General features: G+C 42.5%; 18 protein-coding genes. 10 read left to right on the forward strand and 8 right to left on the reverse strand.

What is annotated here, in order from left to right; genetic code table 11:
• Positions 1-5 precede the first annotated feature (5 nt).
• Positions 6-524 carry a hypothetical protein gene (locus IRJ18_RS20345; protein ID WP_194108117.1) on the forward strand — a complete coding sequence of 173 codons (519 nt, stop codon included), beginning with the start codon at positions 6-8 and terminating at the stop codon, positions 522-524.
• A 901-nt stretch (positions 525-1,425) separates the two neighbouring features.
• On the opposite strand, the gene rnc is transcribed toward IRJ18_RS20345, so the two are convergent.
• The 3 genes from rnc to IRJ18_RS20360 are packed head-to-tail and all read right to left on the reverse strand — an operon-like array spanning position 1,426 to position 3,674.
• Positions 1,426-2,151 carry a ribonuclease III gene (rnc, locus tag IRJ18_RS20350; protein ID WP_194108118.1) on the reverse strand — a complete coding sequence of 242 codons (726 nt, stop codon included), beginning with the start codon at positions 2,149-2,151 and terminating at the stop codon, positions 1,426-1,428.
• A 10-nt stretch (positions 2,152-2,161) separates the two neighbouring features.
• Positions 2,162-3,415 carry a beta-ketoacyl-ACP synthase II gene (gene fabF / locus IRJ18_RS20355; RefSeq protein ID WP_194108119.1) on the reverse strand — a complete coding sequence of 418 codons (1,254 nt, stop codon included), beginning with the start codon at positions 3,413-3,415 and terminating at the stop codon, positions 2,162-2,164.
• A gap of 22 nt (positions 3,416-3,437) precedes the next feature.
• The gene (locus IRJ18_RS20360) at positions 3,438-3,674 is read right to left on the reverse strand and encodes an acyl carrier protein (protein ID WP_008508386.1); all 237 of its coding nucleotides are present in this window, start codon (positions 3,672-3,674) and stop codon (positions 3,438-3,440) included.
• 148 nt (positions 3,675-3,822) lie between these two features.
• On the opposite strand from IRJ18_RS20360, the gene IRJ18_RS20365 reads away from it, so the two are divergent.
• The 5 genes from IRJ18_RS20365 to IRJ18_RS20385 all read left to right on the forward strand — a co-directional run bounded on the left by IRJ18_RS20365 (position 3,823) and on the right by IRJ18_RS20385 (position 11,311).
• On the forward strand, positions 3,823-4,245 hold the full coding sequence (locus tag IRJ18_RS20365; protein ID WP_194108120.1) for an IPExxxVDY family protein: 423 nt from the start codon (positions 3,823-3,825) through the stop codon (positions 4,243-4,245).
• Positions 4,246-4,313: 68 nt separating this feature from the next.
• Positions 4,314-5,750, forward strand: coding sequence for a pyruvate kinase (pyk, locus tag IRJ18_RS20370; RefSeq protein ID WP_194108121.1), 1,437 nt, complete (start codon positions 4,314-4,316; stop codon positions 5,748-5,750).
• Positions 5,751-5,972: 222 nt separating this feature from the next.
• Positions 5,973-6,536, forward strand: coding sequence for a hypothetical protein (locus tag IRJ18_RS20375; protein ID WP_194108122.1), 564 nt, complete (start codon positions 5,973-5,975; stop codon positions 6,534-6,536).
• Positions 6,537-6,955: 419 nt separating this feature from the next.
• The gene (locus IRJ18_RS20380; RefSeq protein ID WP_194108123.1) at positions 6,956-10,270 is read left to right on the forward strand and encodes a vitamin B12-dependent ribonucleotide reductase; all 3,315 of its coding nucleotides are present in this window, start codon (positions 6,956-6,958) and stop codon (positions 10,268-10,270) included.
• 117 nt (positions 10,271-10,387) lie between these two features.
• Positions 10,388-11,311 (forward strand): AraC family transcriptional regulator, encoded by a 924-nt coding sequence (locus IRJ18_RS20385; protein WP_194108124.1) that lies wholly within the window; start codon positions 10,388-10,390, stop codon positions 11,309-11,311.
• 56 nt (positions 11,312-11,367) lie between these two features.
• On the opposite strand, the gene IRJ18_RS20390 is transcribed toward IRJ18_RS20385, so the two are convergent.
• Positions 11,368-11,796 (reverse strand): SPW repeat domain-containing protein, encoded by a 429-nt coding sequence (locus tag IRJ18_RS20390; protein WP_194108125.1) that lies wholly within the window; start codon positions 11,794-11,796, stop codon positions 11,368-11,370.
• Between the two features lie 203 nt (positions 11,797-11,999).
• Here IRJ18_RS20390 and IRJ18_RS20395 point away from each other — a divergent pair, with 203 nt between their 5' ends.
• Positions 12,000-12,800: a DUF3108 domain-containing protein gene (locus tag IRJ18_RS20395; protein WP_194108126.1), complete on the forward strand. Its 801-nt coding sequence runs from the start codon at positions 12,000-12,002 to the stop codon at positions 12,798-12,800.
• A 145-nt stretch (positions 12,801-12,945) separates the two neighbouring features.
• Here IRJ18_RS20395 and IRJ18_RS20400 read toward each other — a convergent pair whose 3' ends face one another.
• The 4 genes from IRJ18_RS20400 to IRJ18_RS20415 all read right to left on the reverse strand — a co-directional run bounded on the left by IRJ18_RS20400 (position 12,946) and on the right by IRJ18_RS20415 (position 18,887).
• Positions 12,946-13,488, reverse strand: a complete 543-nt coding sequence (locus tag IRJ18_RS20400; protein WP_194108127.1) for an NADPH-dependent FMN reductase — start codon at positions 13,486-13,488, stop codon at positions 12,946-12,948.
• Positions 13,489-13,596: 108 nt separating this feature from the next.
• Positions 13,597-14,304, reverse strand: coding sequence for a hypothetical protein (locus IRJ18_RS20405; RefSeq protein WP_194108128.1), 708 nt, complete (start codon positions 14,302-14,304; stop codon positions 13,597-13,599).
• A gap of 79 nt (positions 14,305-14,383) precedes the next feature.
• Positions 14,384-15,715 carry an amidohydrolase family protein gene (locus tag IRJ18_RS20410; RefSeq protein ID WP_194108129.1) on the reverse strand — a complete coding sequence of 444 codons (1,332 nt, stop codon included), beginning with the start codon at positions 15,713-15,715 and terminating at the stop codon, positions 14,384-14,386.
• Between the two features lie 19 nt (positions 15,716-15,734).
• Positions 15,735-18,887, reverse strand: a complete 3,153-nt coding sequence (locus IRJ18_RS20415) for an amidohydrolase family protein (RefSeq protein ID WP_194108130.1) — start codon at positions 18,885-18,887, stop codon at positions 15,735-15,737.
• 249 nt (positions 18,888-19,136) lie between these two features.
• On the opposite strand from IRJ18_RS20415, the gene IRJ18_RS20420 reads away from it, so the two are divergent.
• From IRJ18_RS20420 to IRJ18_RS20430, 3 genes are all read left to right on the forward strand, one after another.
• Positions 19,137-19,577, forward strand: a complete 441-nt coding sequence (locus IRJ18_RS20420; RefSeq protein ID WP_194108131.1) for a cytochrome B — start codon at positions 19,137-19,139, stop codon at positions 19,575-19,577.
• Between the two features lie 210 nt (positions 19,578-19,787).
• On the forward strand, positions 19,788-21,197 hold the full coding sequence (locus IRJ18_RS20425; protein ID WP_194108132.1) for an anthranilate synthase component I family protein: 1,410 nt from the start codon (positions 19,788-19,790) through the stop codon (positions 21,195-21,197).
• 72 nt (positions 21,198-21,269) lie between these two features.
• Entirely contained in the window at positions 21,270-21,845 is a 576-nt protein-coding gene (locus IRJ18_RS20430) for an anthranilate synthase component II (RefSeq protein ID WP_194108133.1), read from the forward strand.
• Positions 21,846-21,882 lie beyond the last annotated feature (37 nt).

Raw genomic sequence — 21,882 nt, forward strand, 5'->3', positions numbered from 1 at the left:
CAATAATGGACTTACAGAGAGATATACTGAATAACCTTAACTCAAGATATGTTCTTGTTAAAAGAAATGATACCTATGTTATCGTAGACAAGCAAAGAAAATCGATGGTTGTATTGGATAATCCAATTATCAATATGAGTGAGTTAATCAAAGCTATGATTAACAAAAATGTGGAGATTTACGACAACGTGAAGCTGTTGCCTTCCCCTACTGAGAAGTTGGTTTACATGAGTGAATCTAAACCTAATTCTTTTAAGGTCTTTATAAAAAAAATCTTTGATCAAGACCGCCGCCAAACAGGAGTAATCATTTCAGCGATAACTAGCTCGGCAATAGGAAGGGTAGAAAAGAAAAGGCTTGAAGAAATGATGGAACAGTATTCATTTAACGTGTTATTTCCGAATGAAGGATTAAACGTCTTCAGCAATACGTATTCAGACACAGCCTCCATTGTGGTAATTACAGGGATTAACAGCTTACCCAATGTATTATTAGATGATAGTAGGGATTTGTACAACTGGTAGTAGTTTTAAAGTGAGTTTATCTTTTAAATGGTAGGGAAGATGTTCTTATGCGAATCCGCGCACGATATCCAGCTATTAACGGAGGGTATATACCCTTGCTTATTAACTGTCCATGATGCTGATTCAAGATTTTGCGATACCTTTATAAACCAAGAAATTTCAACATTCCTCAATTGACATTAAGCTTTCACCAAGAAGTTTTACCTTTTAAAAAGTCAGGTTAGAGTGGCAATAGCTATCATTTTTTATATTGATTCAAGATTTTAACTACCCCTATAAACTAAGAAATCCTCATTTTATTGAATTAACATTGTATCCAATTCAGCTTTTGTATTACCCCTATAAAGTAAGAAATATTGAAATTCTTGAATTGGAAATTATAGACATAGGTAGGTGAAGTAATGAATTATTAGCAAAGTTAGGCAAGAGGATATGACACAAGGCAAGGAACTACGGCATAAACGCTCCTATGTCTACCTAAACCTATTTATTCCGTTCCTCCTTGCATTTAGTCAATCCTTACGCCTGTAGAGCATCATAATTCATTTATTCACTTAAACTTATGCTTATGATAAAACTATCGAAGATTGTACCTTTACTCTTAAATGTTTACCTCTTTGTTTACTCCTTACAAGGTAACAAAGTGTAAATACATCGTTTATTAACAGATTTAACAACATTAAAGGCAATATAGAGCAATCATGGGGTGCTGGAGGTCGGAAGTTCGAATCTTCTCATCCCGACTTAAAAAGAAGCATCGGAGAGCATATTTGAAAGGTTTTAAAGACTAATCGAATATGCTCTTTTGCTTTATCTTATTCACACATATTACTAAGCTCTCTAAAAAAGCATAATAAAGCTTTAGTAAAATTGGTATGAAGGCAATTCTTTGCACTAATCTTTATATTCCTAAAGCTTCGCAGGCCTTTTCCGCGGCTAATTTTTCCGCGTTCTTTTTACTGAATTCTTTGCCAAGGCCCATTATTTCACCATCGATAACAGCGTGTACACTAAATAGTTTAGTGCTTTCCCCTTCCTGGTTCTCCGCCAAATCAAAACTTACATCTTTACCATGGCGTTGGCACCATTCGATCAGTTTACTTTTAAAGTTGGTTTCAGTTTGCTCAAGTGTATGGATGTCAATGTGCGACTTGATGATATGGTTGATCAGGAAATTCTTGGTAAAATCATAACCTTTATCAAGGTATACGGCGCCTATTAGTGCCTCAAATGCATCACCCAGTAAAGATCCCTGGCGGGTATTGCTTACCATGCGATTATCATATTCAATCAGGTTTTCAAAACCCAGCTTGCGGGCCAGCTGGTTAAGGTTAACCCGGCTTACAATTTTTGATCGTAGTTCGGTTAAGAAACCTTCGTCGCCATATGGGTATAATTTAAACAATACCTCGGCTACTACGCTGCCCAAGACGGCATCGCCTAAAAACTCAAGCCGCTCATTACTGTTTTTTACGCCCTTTTTTACGTTGGCGGCTACCGATTTGTGGCGGAATGCCATGCGGTATAAAGACAAATTGCCCGGTACAAAGCCGAGCAAATTATTTAATTGTTTAACATATTTTCTGTTCGGTGACAGATAAAGCTTATAAAACCCTGTTATTGGCATTTAGTAAACTTTAGTCTTCGTATTTTTTAAATATAACGGAAGCATTGTGCCCGCCAAATCCAAACCCATTACTCTGCGCCGCCCTTACCACACGTTTTTGTGCTTTGTTAAAGGTGAAATTAATACGTGGATCAAATGCCGGATCGTCTGTAAAGTGGTTTATAGTAGGGGGTACAATATCGTGCTTCACAGCCATAATAGCTGCGATAGCTTCCACTGCGCCAGCTGCACCTAATAAATGACCGGTCATTGATTTGGTTGAGCTAACATTGATGCGGTAAATATCATCGCCGTAAGCGTCGGTTATTGCCTTTACTTCTTGCGGGTCGCCAATTGGGGTCGATGTGCCGTGAACGTTCACATAATCAATATCGGCTGATGTCATGCCCGCATCTTCTAAGGCCGCTTTCATTACAAGCGCCGCCCCTAACCCTTCAGGGTGTGGTGCAGTCATGTGATAAGCGTCGGCACTCATGCCGCCACCCATCATTTCTGCATAAATTTTAGCGCCGCGTGCCTTGGCATGCTCCAGTTCTTCCAGTATAATGGTACCTGCGCCTTCGCCAGCTACAAAGCCGTCGCGGTCAAGATCAAAAGGCCTCGAGGCGGTTGCAGGGTCATCGTTACGGGTTGAAAGGGCGTGCATGGCATTAAAGCCACCAATGCCAGCTTCATTAATAATAGCTTCGCTACCACCGCTGATAAACATATTGGCTTTGCCTAAACGGATGTAGTTAAAGGCATCAATTAACGAATTGTTTGATGATGCACAGGCTGAAACTGTAGTGAAGTTAGGGCCGCGTAAACCGTATTTAATAGAGATATGGCCCGGGGCTATATCAGCTATCATTTTAGGAATAAAGAAAGGATTGAAGCGTGGCGTACCGTCACCTTTGGCAAAGGTAACCACCTCGTCTAAAAAGGTTTTCAAGCCGCCAATGCCCGAACCCCATATTACACCTATGCGGCTGGTATCCAGTTTTTCGAAATTTAAACCGGCGTCGTTCACAGCCTCTTCGGTAGAATACAGCGCGTATTGAACAAAAGGGTCCAGTTTACGTGCGTCCTTTCTGCCTAAAAAAGCATCCGCATCAAAATTCTTTACTTCACAGGCAAACTGTGTTTTGAATTTTGTGGTATCAAAACTTTTAATCAAAGCTGCGCCGCTTACTCCATTGATCAATCCGTTCCAATATTCTGAAACTGTATTGCCAATAGGAGTAAGAGCACCAAGCCCGGTTACAACAACTCTTTTAAACTCCATCTAAGAATGTTAAAAAGGAAGCTTATTTAACGTTTTTTTCAAGGTAAGCGATGGCTTGGCCAACGGTACCAATGGTTTCTGCCTGATCGTCAGGGATGGCCACGTTAAATTCTTTTTCAAACTCCATGATCAATTCCACGGTGTCTAAAGAGTCAGCACCTAAGTCGTTGGTGAAACTTGCTTCAGGTGTAACTTCACTTTCGTCAACACCTAATTTTTCTACGATAATAGCTTTAACTCTTGAAGCGATATCAGACATAGTCTTTACGTTTTAAATGATTAATTAATTCTGTGCAAAGAAAAATAAATTAAATCAAATATCAAATCTAAAATCTTTGTATTAAATGTAACAATATTTTAGTCCTGATGTTTCTGTTTTGTAATTTTACGAACTTAAGTATATTACTTTGAATAAAAAGCTTTTAAAGTTTGAAATCGACCTGGATTTTGTGCTGATAGCTATAACATCAGCCCAGAAAGATTATCGCCTTTGTTACCTTGTGAACAAGTATTTGCACTTTAATTTTGTACGGGTTGATGATCTGGAGGTAAATATTTATCCAACTTCTGCCCAGGCGGTACCTTTTTCCATGTACGAGTATTATTGGGAAGCAAGCGAAACCTCCTTTTATCTTATCGCAAATCGGGGTGCCGATGGTCTTCTAATTCCTGAAATGCGCGAGGCCGATTATTTTTTAATGATCAAAAATTATATAGACGACCAGGACCTTAATGATATTATTAACGGCCTAAATAAAATACCCGAAGTGGTAGCCGCGATAAAGATTGATCCGAAAAAGATAAAATCACGGGAAAATCTGTTATTTTAGCGCAATTTTTACAAGGTGTTATAAATACACTATATTGCGGCTGCTAAGCCCGTATTAAACCAATAAATATGAAATTATCTTACAACAGAACCAAAATAGTTGCTACAATGGGCCCTGCGTCGGCTAAAAAAGACGTATTGATGGCTATGATAAAAGCGGGCGTTAACGTTTGCCGCCTTAACTTTTCGCACGGCAGGCCTGAAGATCATCAGAAAACAATCGACATTATTCGCGAAATAAACGATAAATATAAAGTTAACGTAGGTATCCTGGCCGATTTACAAGGCCCGAAGATCCGCATAGGCTTGGTTAAAGATGGCGGCATACACCTGGCCAATGGTAAACGTATTAACATGACCACGCAGGAATGTATTGGCGATGATAACCAGATATATATTACCTACGATACCTTCCCGCAGGATGTAAAAGCCGGCGAAATTATTTTGCTGGACGACGGCAAAATTCAAATGAAGGTTATTGAAACTAACAAAAAAGATCTGGTGGTTTGCGAAGTTGTGCACGGCGGTATCCTGACATCGCGCAAAGGCGTTAACCTGCCAAATACCAAGGTATCTATTCCAAGCTTAACCGAAGAAGACTTAATAAACCTTGATTTTGCTTTGGCGAATGATGTAGAGTGGATAGGCCTTTCGTTTGTGCGTACTGCCGAGGATATTGTGGAATTGAAACGGATTATCAGCCGTAGCGGAAAAGCATCGCGCGTTATTGCTAAAATTGAAAAACCCGAAGCTATTGACAATATAGATGGTATTATTGAAGCAACTGATGGTATAATGGTAGCCCGCGGAGACCTTGGTGTGGAAATGCCATTGGAAGAAGTACCCTTGTTGCAAAAAATGATTGCCCGCAAATGCCGCGCGGCTTCAAAACCTGTTATTATTGCTACCCAAATGCTGGAAAGCATGATCACCACCCCGCGCCCAACACGCGCCGAAGTGAACGACGTGGCTAACTCGGTATTAGATGGTGCCGACGCAGTGATGTTGAGTGGTGAAACATCGGTTGGTGAATTCCCGGTAATAGTTATTGAAACGATGGCCAAAATTGTCCGTAATGTGGAAGAACAGGGATATCCGTTCAACTCATCAAAAGAAGCATACGATAAAATACCTGTTTCAAATACCATTAGCAACGCTGTTTGCGAATCGGCCGTGCATTTAGCGGGGCATACTAACGCAGTGGGTATTATATCCATGACCTTCTCGGGCTACACAGCCTTCGAAATTTCAAGCCATCGCCCTAAGGCAAGCACTTATATTTTTACATCAAATAAAAACCTGTTGAACGCACTAAGCCTTGTTTGGGGTGTAAAAGCGTTTTACTATGATAAATTAGAAAGCACCGATAAAACCATCAGCGATGTAAACAACATCCTGAAAAAAGAAAACCTGATTGAAATTGGCGATGTAGTTATTAATACTGCTGCCGTGCCAATTGCCAAGCAAGGTAAAACCAATATGCTTAAAGTTACGGTGATTGACTAATTATAGGGATTAAAGGCTGGTTAATTAGAGATTGGTCTTATAGCATAACAAAAAGGGGAGCAATTGCTCCCCTTTTTGTTATGCTAAACCGTCATGCCGAACTTGTTTCTCAACTTATCTTCAACCTTCGACCTCATTTCAAATGTTAAAATATGTGAAAAACACGTAAGTGATATACAGGATACCTAAGCATCGCCGTTAACGTGGGAAATTACCTATATCATGAAAAAAATCTCCTTATCTGCATTAGCAATCCTGCTTATCCTGTTTTTTCAAAACTGTAAAAAAAGCACTTCGGGCGATCCTGCCACAACCCCAGCGCAACTAACAGCAACTATAAATGGAACAAGTTGGACGCCGGATACGCTTAATGCTACCATTATTTATAATACTGCAACCAAAACTAAAGTATTCAGTTTTACTGGTACACATAGCCAAAAACAAATAGCCTGTACAGTTACATTAAGTAATGCTGTTGCTACAAACGATTTTCCCACGGGCGCCAATACAGTTAATAATTCTGGCAATCCACTAATGGTGTACAGCACTCAACAAAAAGATAACAACGGAAGTTACGTGTTTGTACCGGTTGCAACGGCAGCTTCGGGGAATGGCACCTTCACTATTTCATCAATAAATACTGCCAGTGGTTTAATAAGCGGTACATTTAGTTTCAGTAATAAAACAGCAAATTATGACAGTAGTGGCAATATTGTTTCGGTAACAAATGATGTAATTACCGGCGGGGTATTTACTAATATGCCCTATGGGTTTATTAATAAATAACATAGCAAATCCTTTTTTAATCAGGCTGCAATACACAGCCCCTGGTATTAATATACCCCGGCTTTACAGGCTTTTAAAATAAGCCTGTGGTTGGTACCGAAATAATAATCCCAATAAATGCTTATTATTCTCATGGCTAAGTAAGTATACAAACTTATGACTGCACACTATATTAATGGTTTAAGTAGTATGGGTACAATTAAGTAGTAACAATTATAAAAACCGCCTGTTTTATTAGTTTTCCACACGTTTAAATATCTGAAAATAAGCCTGATATTAAAAATCGCATTCAATACAGGCGCCAGTCTGTTGATATGTTGAAAACTCGGCGATGGATTACCTTTTTGTGAAAGATAAATTTGATTTAAAACCCTTTCACATTTTCTTAACGGCAAATTCACTTTAACACAACTACTTAAATGAGCAAAACATCTACAAAAAAACAAGCTGCCGAAAATAGTAAAGGTTTAAAGCTGGATAGGTATTTCACCAAAGATGGCATACCTGTATACGAATTGTTTAAATATGACAAACGCTCATCCATTATCCGCAATCCCAGCGGCGACGCAGTGTTTGAAATGAACGATGTAGAAGTGCCTTCAAGCTGGTCGCAGGTGGCTACAGATATATTAGCTCAAAAATACTTTCGCAAAGCAGGGGTGCCACAAGCTGACGGGACTACCGGTGCTGAGAAAAGCATAAAGCAAGTAGCCCATCGTATGGCCAATTGCTGGAAAGTGTGGGGCGAAAAATATAATTACTTTGCCTCGGCGGCTGATGCCCAGGTTTTTTATGATGAGATAGTTTATACCATAGTTGGCCAGCTGGCAGCGCCAAACTCGCCACAATGGTTCAATACAGGTCTGCATACATCTTATGACATTACCGGGAAGCCACAAGGCCATTATTATGTCGATCCCGCTACGGGGAAACTAAGCAAATCAACTTCAGCTTACGAGCGGCCGCAACCGCATGCTTGTTTTATACTTTCGGTTGATGATGACCTGGTGAATGATGGCGGCATTATGGATTTGTGGGTTCGTGAAGCCCGGATTTTTAAATATGGATCGGGTGTTGGCACTAACTTTAGTAAAATACGTGGTGATAACGAAAAGCTTTCGGGCGGCGGTTATTCATCAGGCCTGATGTCGTTCCTGAAAATTGGCGACCGTGCCGCGGGGGCCATCAAATCGGGCGGTACTACACGCCGGGCAGCCAAAATGGTTTGTTTAGATCTTGATCACCCCGAAATAGAAAGCTTTGTAAATTGGAAAGTTGAAGAGGAGAAGAAGGTTGCCGCATTGATTGCTGCCGGCTACTCTTCTGATTACGAAGGAGAGGCCTACCGAACCGTTAGCGGCCAAAACTCTAACAATTCGGTGCGTATCCCCAATGCATTTTTTAATGCCTTAAAAGGCGGTAAACCGTGGGATTTGATCAGTAGGATGAGCGGTAAGGCCATTAAATCTATCCCGGCACAAAAACTATGGGATGATATCGCTTTTGCAGCTTGGGCCTGTGCCGATCCGGGGGTGCAGTTTGATACCACCATAAACGAATGGCATACCTGCCCAGAGGGCGGTCGCATTAATGCCTCGAACCCATGTTCGGAATATATGTTCCTGGATAATACAGCCTGTAACCTGGCATCTATTAATCTCGAACATTTTTTCGATAAGGAAACACGCGCTTTTGATGTAAAAGGCTTTGAACATGCCTGCCGCATTTGGACCATTGTGTTAGAGATCTCGGTATTGATGGCACAATTCCCGTCTAAAGAGGTAGCACAATTATCATATGATTACCGTACGCTTGGTTTAGGCTATGCTAACTTAGGTTCGGCCCTGATGGTAAACGGTATCCCTTATGATAGTGACAAGGCCCGGGCAATTGGCGGCGCTATTACCGCTATTATGACGGGTACAGCCTATGCCACATCGGCCGAGATGGCCCGCGAATTAGGAACTTTTAGCCGCTACGAGGAAAATAAAAAGCATATGCTGCGCGTAATGCGCAATCATCGTTACGCTGCATATAACTCTACCGGAAACTATGAAGGTCTGGAAATAGCCCCTCCCGGCATCGATCAAAAACATTGCCCCGATTATTTATTAAGCGCCGCTTGCAATGCCTGGGATAAAGCTTTGGAAATGGGCGAAAAATATGGCTATCGCAATGCCCAGACTACTGTTATTGCCCCAACGGGAACTATAGGACTGGTAATGGATTGCGATACCACCGGGATTGAGCCTGATTTTGCCTTGGTAAAATTTAAGAAATTATCTGGTGGTGGATACTTTAAAATAATAAACCAGGCGGTGCCTGCAGCTTTACGCAATTTGGGTTATGCCGAACATGAGATAGACACTATTATTAATTACGCTAAAGGCAGCGCTACATTAAACAATGCGCCGCATATTAACTTGCAGAGTTTAAAAACCAAAGGGTTTACCGATGCTGAACTGGAGAAGCTGGATAAGGCTATGGTATCGGCTTTTGAAGTTAGCTTTGGTTTTAATGTGTGGACAGTTGGCGAAGATTGCCTGAAACGCCTGGGCTTTACCACCGAACAATACAATGCGCATGATTTTAACCTGCTGCGTGCTTTAGGTTTCAGCAAACAGCAAATAGCCGAAGCTAATGAATACATCTGCGGCACTATGACCGTTGAAGGTGCACCTTACCTTAAACAGGAACACTACGAAATATTTGATTGTGCCAATAAATGCGGGGCCAAGGGCGAACGTTATATCCACGCGCATGGACACATTAAAATGATGGCTGCAGCACAGCCATTCCTGTCGGGCGCTATATCTAAAACCATTAACCTGCCCAACGAGGCCCAGGTAGATGAGATAAAAGATTGCTACGAGCTTTCGTGGGCTTTGGGCCTGAAAGCTAATGCGCTGTATCGCGATGGCTGTAAGTTATCTCAACCATTATCAACCAAATCGGATGTTAAGGAAGAAGCCGACGATAAGCTGGAAACCGTAGAGGAAGTTTTGGGTGAAGCTGCCAACGTAAAGCTAAGTGATTTAACCCCCGAGCAGGTGATAGAGGCAGCCATAGCCATTATGGAAAAATCGAAGGATACTAACTTTATGCGCGAACTATCACGCGTAGTGCAGAAGAAGAGCCTTCCTGCCAAACGCCGTGGATTTACCCAAAAAGCCAGTATAGACGGGCAAACCGTATTTGTGCGCACAGGCGAATATGAAGACGGTACTCTGGGTGAAATATTTGTAGATATGCACAAGGAAGGCGCTACCTTCCGCTCGCTGATGAACTGCTTTGCCATTGCGGTATCGGTTGGTTTGCAGTATGGAGTACCACTGGAGGAATATGTAGAGAAATTTACTTTTACGCGCTTTGAGCCCGCGGGGATGGTAATGGGGCATGATAACATCAAAAGCGCAACTTCTATTATCGATTACATCTTCAGGATGCTAGGCTACGAATACCAGAACCGTACCGACCTGGTGCATGTGTTAACCGAACAGAATGGTATTACCGGTAATCCTCAACTAAGCGACGACGATTTTAATCCCGACCAAAGCAATGTTTATGAACCGGTTGCAGTAAACAATACTGCCGCCAAAAAACAGGTAAGTTTTGATGTAAGCATGGGTGTACAAAGCGATGCGCCGGCCTGTAATGTGTGCGGGCATACCACTGTGCGTTCGGGTACATGTTATAAATGTTTAAATTGTGGCAGCAGTATGGGCTGCTCTTAATAGGGACATCCCGCTTTCAACCATCGGGATGGCTTTTTAGCTTTCTTTATATTTTTAGTTTAATGTGAGCGACGGTATCATTTAATTGATACGGTCGCTTTTTTTATAAATTTGATAATGGCAATAGCTAAAAATACTGACGTTGTAGCCGATCACATCAAGCGGGTAAATAAGGCAATCCAATATATTGATGAACATCTTGACAGCGAGTTGTCAATAGATTTAATTGCCGGCATTGCTAATTTTTCGCCGTACCATTTTCACCGGGTATTTAAATCGGTTGTGAATGAACCACTAAACAGTTACATCATTCGCAAGCGGATAGAGAAGGCTGCGGCAGTATTAATGCGGCAAAAGCAGGTAAGTATTACCGAACTATATACTAAATATGGTTTCAGCAGTAATTCATCGTTTACACGGGCATTTAAAAAGTTTTATAGGATTAGCCCCACGTTATTTCGAGTCACGTGCCCTGGCCGATTTAGCAAGATAAGTCAAGCGAATAGCAAGAATGGACAAAGCCCCGGCTTGTTTGAACCATACATTTGCAGTGTTGATGAGCAAAAACTGCAAACTATGAATGCAAATATTGAAGTAAAAGAAATGCCTGAATTGAAACTAGCTTATATTTCCCACATTGGTCATGATAACCTGGATATTACTTATAAAAAGTTGTTTGCCTGGGCAGCCGAAAAGGGCTTATTAAGGGATGGCAATATTCAACCATTAACCATTTATCATGATAGTTTTAAAATAACAGCGCCGGAAAAAATCAGGATGAGCGCTTGCCTGATTTTAAAAGACCCTATCACCGTGGATGGAGCGGTTGGGCTAATAACTATTAATAAAGGGAAATATGTAGTAGGCCATTATGAAATTAAACCCGAAGATTTTGGCCCGGTTTGGGGCGAGCTATTTGTATGGCTGAGCAAGAATGGCTATAAAAAATCGGATAAGGATGTTTTTGAGATATATCATAATGACTTTACCCAGCATCCTGAAAATTTAAGCAGGGTTGATTTTTATATACCGATAACTTAAAACGAGAGAGGCCCCAAAAATCGGGGCCTCTTTATATCGTAAGTAAATTCTGCTAATTACACCATCATCCGTCCTTCGTGCGCATCGGTTGATTGAATGCCGCGTTCAGGCACCATTTCATGCGGTTGATTAATTAGTGGCGAGTTTTTTGTCCATACGCCTAATATGAAAATAATAGCGCCAAATGCTACATGTGGCAACCATACTTTAGGGGCAAAGCCATACATCCACGGAGTGCACATTAATACAAAGCCCGAAAATGTATCCAGGAAGCAATGCATTTGCACCGGGAACACACCTACCATTCCACCTTTTGCACGGCTGAAGATAGCCATGATCAATTGGTGCAAACCAAACATAAAAGGGAAAAATAATGCAGCGCCGCGGGCGTCAACAAAATGGAATAACCAGGGCGATGCCATCATGGTAACAGCCAGCAGGTAATTAAAATATCCGAAGAATGTGTTTGAAATAAAGCCTTTCATATGCTATATGTATTGTGTATGCGATCTATTTTCTACAAAAATATAATTTTGGTTTGATTTGTTTAAGATTAAGTTCATTTTATATCATTTCTTGTTCGGGCCTTACCTGATTGACAGGCCAATCTCACCTTTATGCTTCGTAATCGGTTACCTGTGTAACAAAAACCATTGTCACGTAATCTAACAGCCTCAAAACTATTACTATGCGCAATTATGTTTATCGTGGCATGTTAGCCATCGTATTATTAATCGGGACATTAACAGCCAATGCCCAGAAAATCGATACCATTAATTTAAAAAAAGGGCACCAGTTGAACACCGCGTACCTAAACCCGGGCTTGAAACAATACCTGGTTTATTTTCAGCAGCCTAAACAAACCCATACTTTGAGGTTTTGGCTATGGCTGCGCGATATCAAAAAAGACATGCGCGATGGAGAAGCAGTTTTTAATATCAGCCAGCACTGGTTAGGGGCCGATAGCGCCAGTTACCGCACGGTGTACTCGGTTAATAAAGCGTCTGATTTTTCGCCTGTCTATCATGCCGAATCTAACGGGGCGAAAACCCGGGCGTATAACTGGTACCTTAACAAAATTGCAGGTGCTGATACCATAGCCGGGAACGTACACAAAACTTTTAAACTCGATTTTACCGAACCTAACTTTAACTGGAACCTGGATATAGAAACTTTTGAGATGCTGCCCCTGGCGCCTGGGAAAACCTTTGCTATAAATTTTTACGATGCAGCGCTATCGCCGCCAAAATATGTATTGTACAAAGTAACCGGCAGCGAAGTGATCACCCTGCTGGATAATACCAAAGTTGATTGCTGGAAACTGTATGAGGAGGGGAAATCGCCAAACGGATCAACATATTCAGAAACGTTTTGGATCAGCAAAAAAGGCCACGAATTTTTGAAAGAAGAGGACGAGTTTAACGGCAGCTATCGCTACAAAATCAAGATGCCTGCAATGACGCCCAATTTGATGGTACGCTTTAAATAGGAAATGCTAATTCCCCTCTTGAGAGGGGATGCACTACAAATGAGAGAGGGGATGCACTACAAATGAGTTAGCAAAAACTTTAATAGGGTTGTCCTTTAAATTTACGAATCGTAAAAAGGACATACCCCTGACGCCTCTCGTTATGCTATTTTGAAACCCTTTCCGCCAGCCATAAAAACTCGTGGACAAAAGTATCTACGCTGGCCTGGAATGATTCGTCTAACAAATTACCATCAGCATCAAATTTCTTGTCTACAAATGGCGTAACCAGCATGTAAGGTGAAGCAATGCCAAATATGCCGCCCATTAATAATAATAATTGCTGTGCGGCGCGCATGCCACCAAGCGCCCCTACCGATGCGGTAACCAGCCCGAATGTTTTATGTACCTGTTTTGGAAAATGATCGATCAGGTTTTTTAACGCCGGTGAATAACTGCCATTATATTCAGGGGTAACCAGTATAAACGCGTCGGCGGCGAACATACGGGCGGCCAGTTCGCGGTGCTGTTCGGGTGCTTGTTCCGGGTTTGAGAAAACGCTTTGTATCATAGGCAGCTCATGTTCGCGCATGTCAATCAACCCAATACTGTGTTCGGTTTTATCTGTAAAAAATTGTTGTAAATATAGGGCCAACCGCTTAGTTACGCTGTTATGGCGCGGGCTGCCGGAAATTATTTCAATACGCATACATTAATTGTTTTGACCAAAAGTGCTAATATCAGGCCAAAATAAAATGTTGCAACATGTAATATGACTTTGCTAAGACCTTAACTTTACGGATGTGTAACGAATGGGCTAAATTTTTATTTTCCACCGAATGTAATGCGGTGAATTGCCATCGTACATATCGGAAGTAATCAGGTAGCATTTCACTCTTTTGCCATCGATCATAACAAATTCGAAGATTTCTCCAAGGCTTGAAAATTCATTGTAAAACAGCTGGGGATAAACCTGACTTGTGAAATCGCCTTTAGCCGGACTGTAGGTGCGGGAAAGATACAGAACATCTTTGAATTTTATACCCGGAACGTTGTCAGTGTTATCCCACACGTGTTCCAGTCGCATCCGTTTGAAATCGTCAACCGGGACAAACTTCATGAGATAATGCCTGTTCGTATAGCTTATTTCATGTGGATAGGGGAATAGTATTGGCTCGGGCGGGGCGCTTTCATATTGTTTGGGATCGTAACTCCAGATCACTCGTATAATGTCCGTATCCTCGGTCTCAATGCGGGCACTATAGCTCACTAATTTATCCCGATAAAGGGAAGATGTATCAATATATTCATCAGCAGGCATTACCCCGCTAACGATATAAGGTGCAATATTATGCCCGCCGTTTTTAAATTTTTTCCGTACTAAAGATCCTATCGTTTTAGTAAATTGAATGGTTGCCTTAGTAAAATAGGGCGTTTCGCGATGCTTTAAATATTTGTAATTGATGCCACAGCTAGTAATAACTGATATAACGAGGCAAATTGTTAATAGTTTAAACTTTTGCATTGTGATGGGTTTGGTACTAAAATAATAAAAAAAGGCCGCGATATATATCGCGGCCTTTAATAAGGTTATTAGATAATTCTTACAACTTCGGCTCCAAACCATATTTACCGGCAAATTTTCGGTAAAGTTGTTTGTGCAGATTGTCCAAATTAATGTCACGGCCTTGTATAAAGGCTTTTTGAACATCAATGGTGATCATATCTAAAGCGTCGCCGCCTGAAATGAACAGGTTGGCATCCTTGCCTGTTTCAAGTGTCCCGGTAGTTTTATCAATCCCTAAAATTTTGGCGTTGTTCATGGTGATCATCGACAAGGCCTGCTCTTTGCTTAAACCGTAGCCAACTGCCTGGCCAGCCTCGAAAGGCAGGTTGCGCTGGCGCCAGAAAGCGATGCCAGTTAAACCATATAATACACCGGCATCCTGTAACAGGTGTGGTAATTTATAAGGCAGGTACACATCATCCTCGTCCCTTTCAGGTACGGTTTGTGTTTCGCGGATAATTACCGGTACGTTGTTTTCGCGCAAAGCGTCAGCTACCAGGTACGATTGCTTACCGCCTACAATAACCAGCGATATGCCGAACGACTTTGCAAAGTTGATAGCCTGAACTATTTCTTTAGCGCCATCGGCATTTACAAACAGTTTTTTGCTACCATCAAATAAACCTTTCATAGCTGCAAACCTTAAGTTGGTAACCTCGGGTTTGGCAATTTCTGAATAGGCTTTAGCCTGGGCAAATAGGTTAGTAATGGCATCCAGCGCTTTTTGGGCACGCTCTTGCGGGGTTTCCTGCGGGCCGGTTGTTGGGATAGCGCCCCGGCGGAAACCGCCGCCACGGCGACCGCCGCCGCCCGCACTTGGCCAGGTTAAGTGAATTGCAATGTCCTTTTTATATGCTGCATCTTCCCAGTTCCAGGCATCCAGTTGCACTACCGATGATTCGCCGGAAATTAACCCGCTGGTAGGCGTTGGTTGTGCCAGTAATACCCCGTTCGAGCGTACAGTCGGGATAACTTTTGAATCCGTGTTGTAAGCAATTAACGACCGTACGTGCGGATTAAGGTCGCCGGTTTCAGCTTCATCCACTGTACCACGCGCGCCTTCTTCAATTTCCACCAAACCTAAGGTGGTTACCGGGCAAATAAAGCCGGGGTATACCTGTTTGCCTTTAGCATCAATAACATCGGCACCATTGATTGCGGGTGCGCTGCCTTCGCCAATGGCCGTAATTTTACCTTTATCAAAAGCGATATAGCCGTTATTGATCACCTTCCCGTTACCAATATGAATGGTAGCGCCGGTAATAACGATAGCTTTGCCTTGTGGTTTTGCAGGCGATATGTTAGCCTGCGCGTATGTGAGGACTGTGCCAAGCAATAATCCTCCTAAACTTAATATGGTTCTTTTCATGTTCGTTTTCAATTAAGGATTATTTGTTCTGTGCCCTTTGTGCCGCGTGTTGTTCAGCACGTTCCTTCGCATCTTGTACATAAGTATCATCTGCTACTACAAAATTACCTTCTTCCAAAGTTTCGCATTCGTAACGTGGCCTGCGACCAGCATTACCTGCGCCCCTTTGTACAGCAGCGCCACCACTTTTAGCTTCTATCATTTTTTGGATGATGCGGCCGCTTTCGGCTTTTATCGCTTTTTGGTTCTCGGCATCTTTTTCAATATCCCAGTAAGGTATACCATCCACATAGGTTTTCTCGCACACCGCATAAATTGAAAGCGGGTCAGCCGACCACACTACCACGTCGGCATCTTTGCCAACTTTAATACTGCCAATTTTATTATCAACGTGCAGCATTTTAGCAGGGTTCAGGGTAACCAGTTTCAGGGCTTCTTCCTCGCTCATTTTGCCATAGGTTACGGCTTTACCAGCTTCCTGGTTCAGGCGGCGGGCCATCTCCTCATCATCTGAGTTAAAGCCTGTAACCAAACCAACTTCGTGCATCAGTTTACCATTGTATGGGATAGCTTCGGCCACCTCATTTTTGTAAGCCCACCAGTCGCTAAAGGTTGAACCGGCAATGTTATGCGCTTTCATCTTATCAGCCACTTTATAACCTTCTAAAATGTGGGTGAAGGTATTGATGTGGAAGCCCATGGAATCAGACACATGCATCAGCATGTTAATTTCTGATTGTACGTAAGAGTGGCACGTGATGAAGCGTTTGTTATTCAGTATCTCGCCAATGGCATCCAGCTCCAGATCGCGGCGCACATTATTGCCTTTAACAGCACGTGCAGCCAGGTATTCTTTGGCGCGGGTAAATTCGTCGATATAAACTTCTTCTACACCCATACGTGTTTGCGGGAAACGCGGATTGGTGTTAATACCGTTGTTGTTACTGCCTTTAACGTTCTCGCCCAATGCAAATTTGATGAAGCCATCGCTGCCTTCAAATTTCATTTCATCAGGCAATACACCCCAGCGGTGTTTGATCAACTGGGTTTGACCGCCAATTGGGTTAGCCGAACCATGCAGGATGTGTGAGGTTGTAACACCACCGGCCAGTTGGCGGTAAAGGTTAATATCCTCAGCATCTAAAACATCCTGGATACGCACTTCGGCAGTTACAGCTTGTGAACCCTCGTTAATACCGCCTGTAGCTGCAATGTGCGAGTGCTCATCTACAATACCGGCAGAGATATGTTTGTTAGTAGCATCAACCACTTTAGCGCCTGCAGGCGCAGCAAGGTTTTTACCAATAGCTTTAATTTTGCCGTTCTCAATCAGTACGTCGGTATTTTTAAGGATGCCCTCTTTTTCGTTGGTCCAAACGGTGCCGTTTTTAAATAAGGTAGTTTCGGCTTTTGGTAATGCTGCGTTACCATAGGCCACAAACGGATAAATTACCGGGCCAACAGTTGTGTTTGTTTTAGCCGCATCAGCACCAGTGGCGCCTCCAGGGGCACCACCACGGTTACCACCAAAGCCACCACGACCGCCAAAGCCGCCTGCAGGGGCAGGGCCACTGTATGTGGCTGTCCATTTGCCCATGGTGCCATCAGGCATAATTGATTCGCCTTTGAAGGTTAAAGGTGAAGTTGAGGCGATATAACCCGATAAGCGGATAGCGCCTTTGGGTTTGTTCTGGAAATCGAAATATAAACTTACAATATCGCCGGCACGGGTAAATGTACCTGTAGCACGGGTGCTATCGGCACCAGCGCGATCGATAGTTGCGGTGTAAGCACCAGCTGTTCCATTTACCGTTAAGGTAGTATTGGCAAGGCCATCACCGGTGATGGTGAATTTACCTTTAATATCAGATACGTCCATTTTGCTTACCACAAACTGGCGGCCTTCCACCCAGTTTTCGTAGATCACATTGTCAGCCTTAAATAAGTTTGCTGAAGTGATGAGGAAGTTGGCCATTTTACCTTTAGTAAGCGTGCCTACTTTATCACTGATGCCCAGCATTTCGGCAGGGACAGTGGTCAGCGCGTTTAAAGCTTGTTTTTCAGTCAAACCGAAGTCCATAGCCTTGCGCAGGTTTGTCCAGAAATCGCGTGGACTGGCTACACCAGTTGACGTAATAGCGAACTTAATACCGGCTTTCTCTAAAGCTGCCGGGTTGGTTGGCGCCAGTTCCCAATCTTTCAATTGCTCAAAGCTTACGCTGCGGGCATCAATAGGGTCTTCTACATCATACGGTGCAGGGAAGCTAAGCGGGATAATGAACGTACTGTTCAGCGCTTTCATGGCATCTATACGCTGATACTCTTTACCATCGGTTTTGTAAATGTATTGCTTGCCAAACTCCTTACCAATTTTGGCAGCACGCAATATGCTGGCAGGGTCGCCAACTTCAAATATCTGCGGTAAGTTTTGGGTTTTGTTAAATTCGTCTAACGATATGTTATATTCCTCTTTCGTGTTTTTATACCACTGTGCATCTAAGTATGATTGGCGCAATAAAGCCACGCTACCCATTAATGATGAAGGATAATTAGTAGCGGCTGTGCCTTTACTGAAAGAATAGTTAGCTGATGAAACATCATTCAACATCACAAAGTTATCACGCTCATCGCCAAGACTTACCGCCGATGCGGTACCACGGGCAATACCATCGCGGATGATAGATTGTACGGCGCCAAAGCCATATTTTTTCAGATCGGCCGCAGCGGTTGAATTAACATGGAAAATACTCTTTACATTCATTTCAGGCTTAATGGCTTCGTTCCAGCCAAAAGCGCCCGGCTTGGTTGTTGACATTACCGAAGTACGGATGCCTGTAAAGCCACCCGCACCAAACTGGGCACGCGCGATTTCGGGTGTTCCGTAACTGGTAAAAGCGTCAACCAGCGAAGGATAGATAAATTTGCCTTTCAAATCAATCGTTATATAGCCTTTTGGTACGGCAACGCCTGTGCCCACGGCTTCAATAACTCTGTCTTTAACCAGTAATGTCCCGTTGGTTATGGTTTGATCAGCGCTAACTACTATAGTAGCGTTGGTAAATGCGTATTGCCCGGGGCGGATATCCCACGCGCCATTTACCGGGTAGGTATCCTGGGCGCGGCATAAATGCATAAGTAACAAGGCAAAACAAAAAAGTAATAGTTTCTTCATTTTGTTTAAGGGTTTTTTTACTAAAATATTGAAAATTACCTTCGGGGGGTGCAATCGCTCTTAATATCATACATTTGTTACATCATTCCGGTTGAATTTAGACGCTAAAAACAAGATTGGCGGGCACTAATCAAATAAATTGGGCATACAAGCATAAATTTATAAGCGTCAAAGGTTGTGCAGAATAATCATCACAGGATATTCATTATATCATAACGCATCTATATATTTGAAATAAAATAATCCATTATGTACACTTTCTTTAAAAATTTCCACTCGGGCTTTCGTTACATCGTTTTTATACTGGTGCTGATAGCCATTATACAATCATTAGCAGGCTGGCTGGGCAAAAAGCCTTATACCAATGGTAACCGCAAGATGAATTTGTTTGCCATGATATCGGCGCATACACAATTACTTATTGGGTTGATACTTTATTTTTTAAGTCCGCTGGTACAATTTGCCAGCAGCACCATGAAGAATAATGAACTGCGTTACTGGACGGTTGAACATATTAGTATGATGATCATTGCCATTGTGTTGATCACTATTGGGCATAGCCGCTCAAAGAAAGCTGTTGCGCCTGAAGCCAAGCACCGGGCCATTGCCATATTTTATATTTTAGCTACTTTGGTAATAGTTGTAGCTATAATACAAAGCCACAGACCGTTGCTGGGTATGACCAATTAAATGTTTTTTTGAGAAAAAGTTTGCAGATTAAATTTTATTTATATTTTTGCTATCCAATGATCCAAATCAACCATAAATTTAGCTGGTGGCACCAAAGTAATTTTGGCAGCCGGTAAATTTGTGATCTGAATAACTAAGCGATTATAAACCTATTATGAACCCGGTGCACCAACACCGGGTTTTTTCGTTTTAGGCCATTTACATATACTAATGAAAAAAATAAAAATTAATACCACACACACGAAGCTATTAGCTGATACCACCACGCCGGTAAGCATTTACCTGCGCCTGCGCGATGTATTCCCAAATTCGCTGCTGCTGGAAAGTTCGGATTACCATAGTCGCGAAAACAGCATGAGCTATGTATGCTGCGAACCCATTGGCGGCTTAACACTTACCGCCAACGAATTGAACATTAAATACCCGGATGGTACACAGGAAGATTATAAGGCAGGCCAGTTTGAGTTGTTACCTAAGATAGACGAATTCCTGGCGGCGTTTGAAACCACGGATACCAAGCTGAAGATCATATCGAACGGCTTATTCGGTTATTTCACGCACGAGGCGGTTGAGCATTTTGAAACTATCCGTTTAAAAAAATCGGATGATACTTCGCGCCGCATCCCCGAAATGCAGTACCATATTTATAAATATATCATAGCGATAGACCATTTCAAGAATGAACTCTATATTTTTGAGAATCAGGTAGGTGAAACAGGGGACGGTAAAGGCCTGGAGAAAATATCATACCTAATCCGTAACAAAAATTTCCCTGAATATCATTTTCAAACGGCTGGAAGCGAACAGAGTAACCTCACGAACGAGGGCTTTATGGCCATAGTAGAGAAAATGAAGCAGCATATTTATCGCGGCGATGTGTTCCAGATCGTCCCCTCAAGGGCGTTTTCGCAACAATTCAGCGGCGATGAATTTAACGTTTACCGTGCGCTGCGGTCTATCAACCCATCGCCTTACCTGTTCTATTTTGATTACGGCGATTTCAGGATCTTTGGTTCATCACCCGAAGCACAGATCACCGTGAAGAACCGTGTAGCCAGCATATTCCCTATAGCCGGTACCTTTAAACGCAGCGGCGACGACGAGAAAGACGCCGAAATAGCCCGCGCCCTGGAAGCCGACCCCAAAGAATCGGCCGAACACGTAATGCTGGTTGATCTGGCCCGTAACGACCTTAGCCGCCATTGTACCAACGTGGAAGTGAAGGCCTTTAAAGAAGTGCAGTATTATTCACACCTGATACATTTGGTATCGCACGTAAGTGGGACTTTGCGCCCTGGCGTATCATCATTTAAAGTAGTGGCCGATACCTACCCTGCCGGCACACTAAGCGGTGCGCCAAAATACAGGGCTATGGAGATAATTGACGAAAATGAGAATATCAAACGCAACTTTTATAGCGGCGCTATAGGCTATCTAGGCTTTAACGGCGATTTTAATCACGCTATTATGATCCGTTCATTTTTGAGTAAGAACAATACCCTACACTACCAGGCCGGTGCCGGCATTGTAGCCGATTCGGTAGCGGAGAGTGAACTGAAAGAAGTGGATAATAAGATTGCCGCATTGCGCAAGGCGTTAGAGATGGCAACGGAACTGTAATCGAATAATTAAAGATAATTTTAAATAATAATAAATAATTTTCGCCTTTTTTATAGCGGATGGACGTGCAAAATGAATAATAAAATTTTAATAATAGATAATTACGATTCTTTCACCTACAACCTGGTGCATTTGGTTAATGAGATTGGCCTGGAATGCGAGGTATGGCGTAACGACCAATTCAAAATGGAGGATGTTGCCGCTTTTGATAAGATCATTCTCTCGCCGGGTCCGGGTATCCCATCGGAAGCGGGACTATTGCTGGATGTGATCAAAACATACGCGCCTACAAAAAGTATATTTGGGGTGTGCTTAGGTCAGCAGGCCATTGCCGAGGTTTTTGGCGGTCAGCTATATAATTTAAGCCGGCCTATGCATGGGATTGCTACGCCTATAAAAGTAACCGATGGTTCAGAAAAATTATTTAACGGGTTGCCGGATTCTATAAACGTAGGCCGTTACCACTCGTGGGTTGTATCGCGCGAGGGTTTCCCCGATAGCCTGGAAATTACCGCCATTGATGAAAAAGATAATTCCATTATGGCGCTGCGTCATAAACAATATGATGTCCGTGGGGTACAGTTCCACCCCGAATCGGTATTGACGGAATATGGGAAAGAAATGATGCAGAATTGGTTAAATAGCTAACAATACTCCACCTGTCATTGCGAGGAACGAAACAATC

Origin of the sequence: Mucilaginibacter boryungensis, assembly GCF_015221995.1 — a bacterium.
GTDB lineage: Bacteria > Bacteroidota > Bacteroidia > Sphingobacteriales > Sphingobacteriaceae > Mucilaginibacter > Mucilaginibacter boryungensis.

Excerpts from the sequence above, each read along its gene's own strand:
- IRJ18_RS20400 (WP_194108127.1), bottom strand. The coding sequence starts at position 13,488 with ATGCGTATTGAAATAATTTCCGGCAGCCCGCGCCATAACAGCGTAACT.
- IRJ18_RS20415 (WP_194108130.1), bottom strand. The coding sequence starts at position 18,887 with ATGAAGAAACTATTACTTTTTTGTTTTGCCTTGTTACTTATGCATTTA.
- IRJ18_RS20405 (WP_194108128.1), bottom strand. The coding sequence starts at position 14,304 with ATGCAAAAGTTTAAACTATTAACAATTTGCCTCGTTATATCAGTTATT.
- IRJ18_RS20375 (WP_194108122.1), top strand. The coding sequence starts at position 5,973 with ATGAAAAAAATCTCCTTATCTGCATTAGCAATCCTGCTTATCCTGTTT.
- IRJ18_RS20430 (WP_194108133.1), top strand. The coding sequence starts at position 21,270 with ATGAATAATAAAATTTTAATAATAGATAATTACGATTCTTTCACCTAC.
- rnc (WP_194108118.1), bottom strand. The coding sequence starts at position 2,151 with ATGCCAATAACAGGGTTTTATAAGCTTTATCTGTCACCGAACAGAAAA.
- IRJ18_RS20385 (WP_194108124.1), top strand. The coding sequence starts at position 10,388 with ATGGCAATAGCTAAAAATACTGACGTTGTAGCCGATCACATCAAGCGG.
- IRJ18_RS20410 (WP_194108129.1), bottom strand. The coding sequence starts at position 15,715 with ATGAAAAGAACCATATTAAGTTTAGGAGGATTATTGCTTGGCACAGTC.
- IRJ18_RS20425 (WP_194108132.1), top strand. The coding sequence starts at position 19,788 with ATGAAAAAAATAAAAATTAATACCACACACACGAAGCTATTAGCTGAT.
- IRJ18_RS20420 (WP_194108131.1), top strand. The coding sequence starts at position 19,137 with ATGTACACTTTCTTTAAAAATTTCCACTCGGGCTTTCGTTACATCGTT.
- IRJ18_RS20395 (WP_194108126.1), top strand. The coding sequence starts at position 12,000 with ATGCGCAATTATGTTTATCGTGGCATGTTAGCCATCGTATTATTAATC.
- fabF (WP_194108119.1), bottom strand. The coding sequence starts at position 3,415 with ATGGAGTTTAAAAGAGTTGTTGTAACCGGGCTTGGTGCTCTTACTCCT.
- IRJ18_RS20390 (WP_194108125.1), bottom strand. The coding sequence starts at position 11,796 with ATGAAAGGCTTTATTTCAAACACATTCTTCGGATATTTTAATTACCTG.
- IRJ18_RS20345 (WP_194108117.1), top strand. The coding sequence starts at position 6 with ATGGACTTACAGAGAGATATACTGAATAACCTTAACTCAAGATATGTT.
- pyk (WP_194108121.1), top strand. The coding sequence starts at position 4,314 with ATGAAATTATCTTACAACAGAACCAAAATAGTTGCTACAATGGGCCCT.
- IRJ18_RS20360 (WP_008508386.1), bottom strand. The coding sequence starts at position 3,674 with ATGTCTGATATCGCTTCAAGAGTTAAAGCTATTATCGTAGAAAAATTA.
- IRJ18_RS20380 (WP_194108123.1), top strand. The coding sequence starts at position 6,956 with ATGAGCAAAACATCTACAAAAAAACAAGCTGCCGAAAATAGTAAAGGT.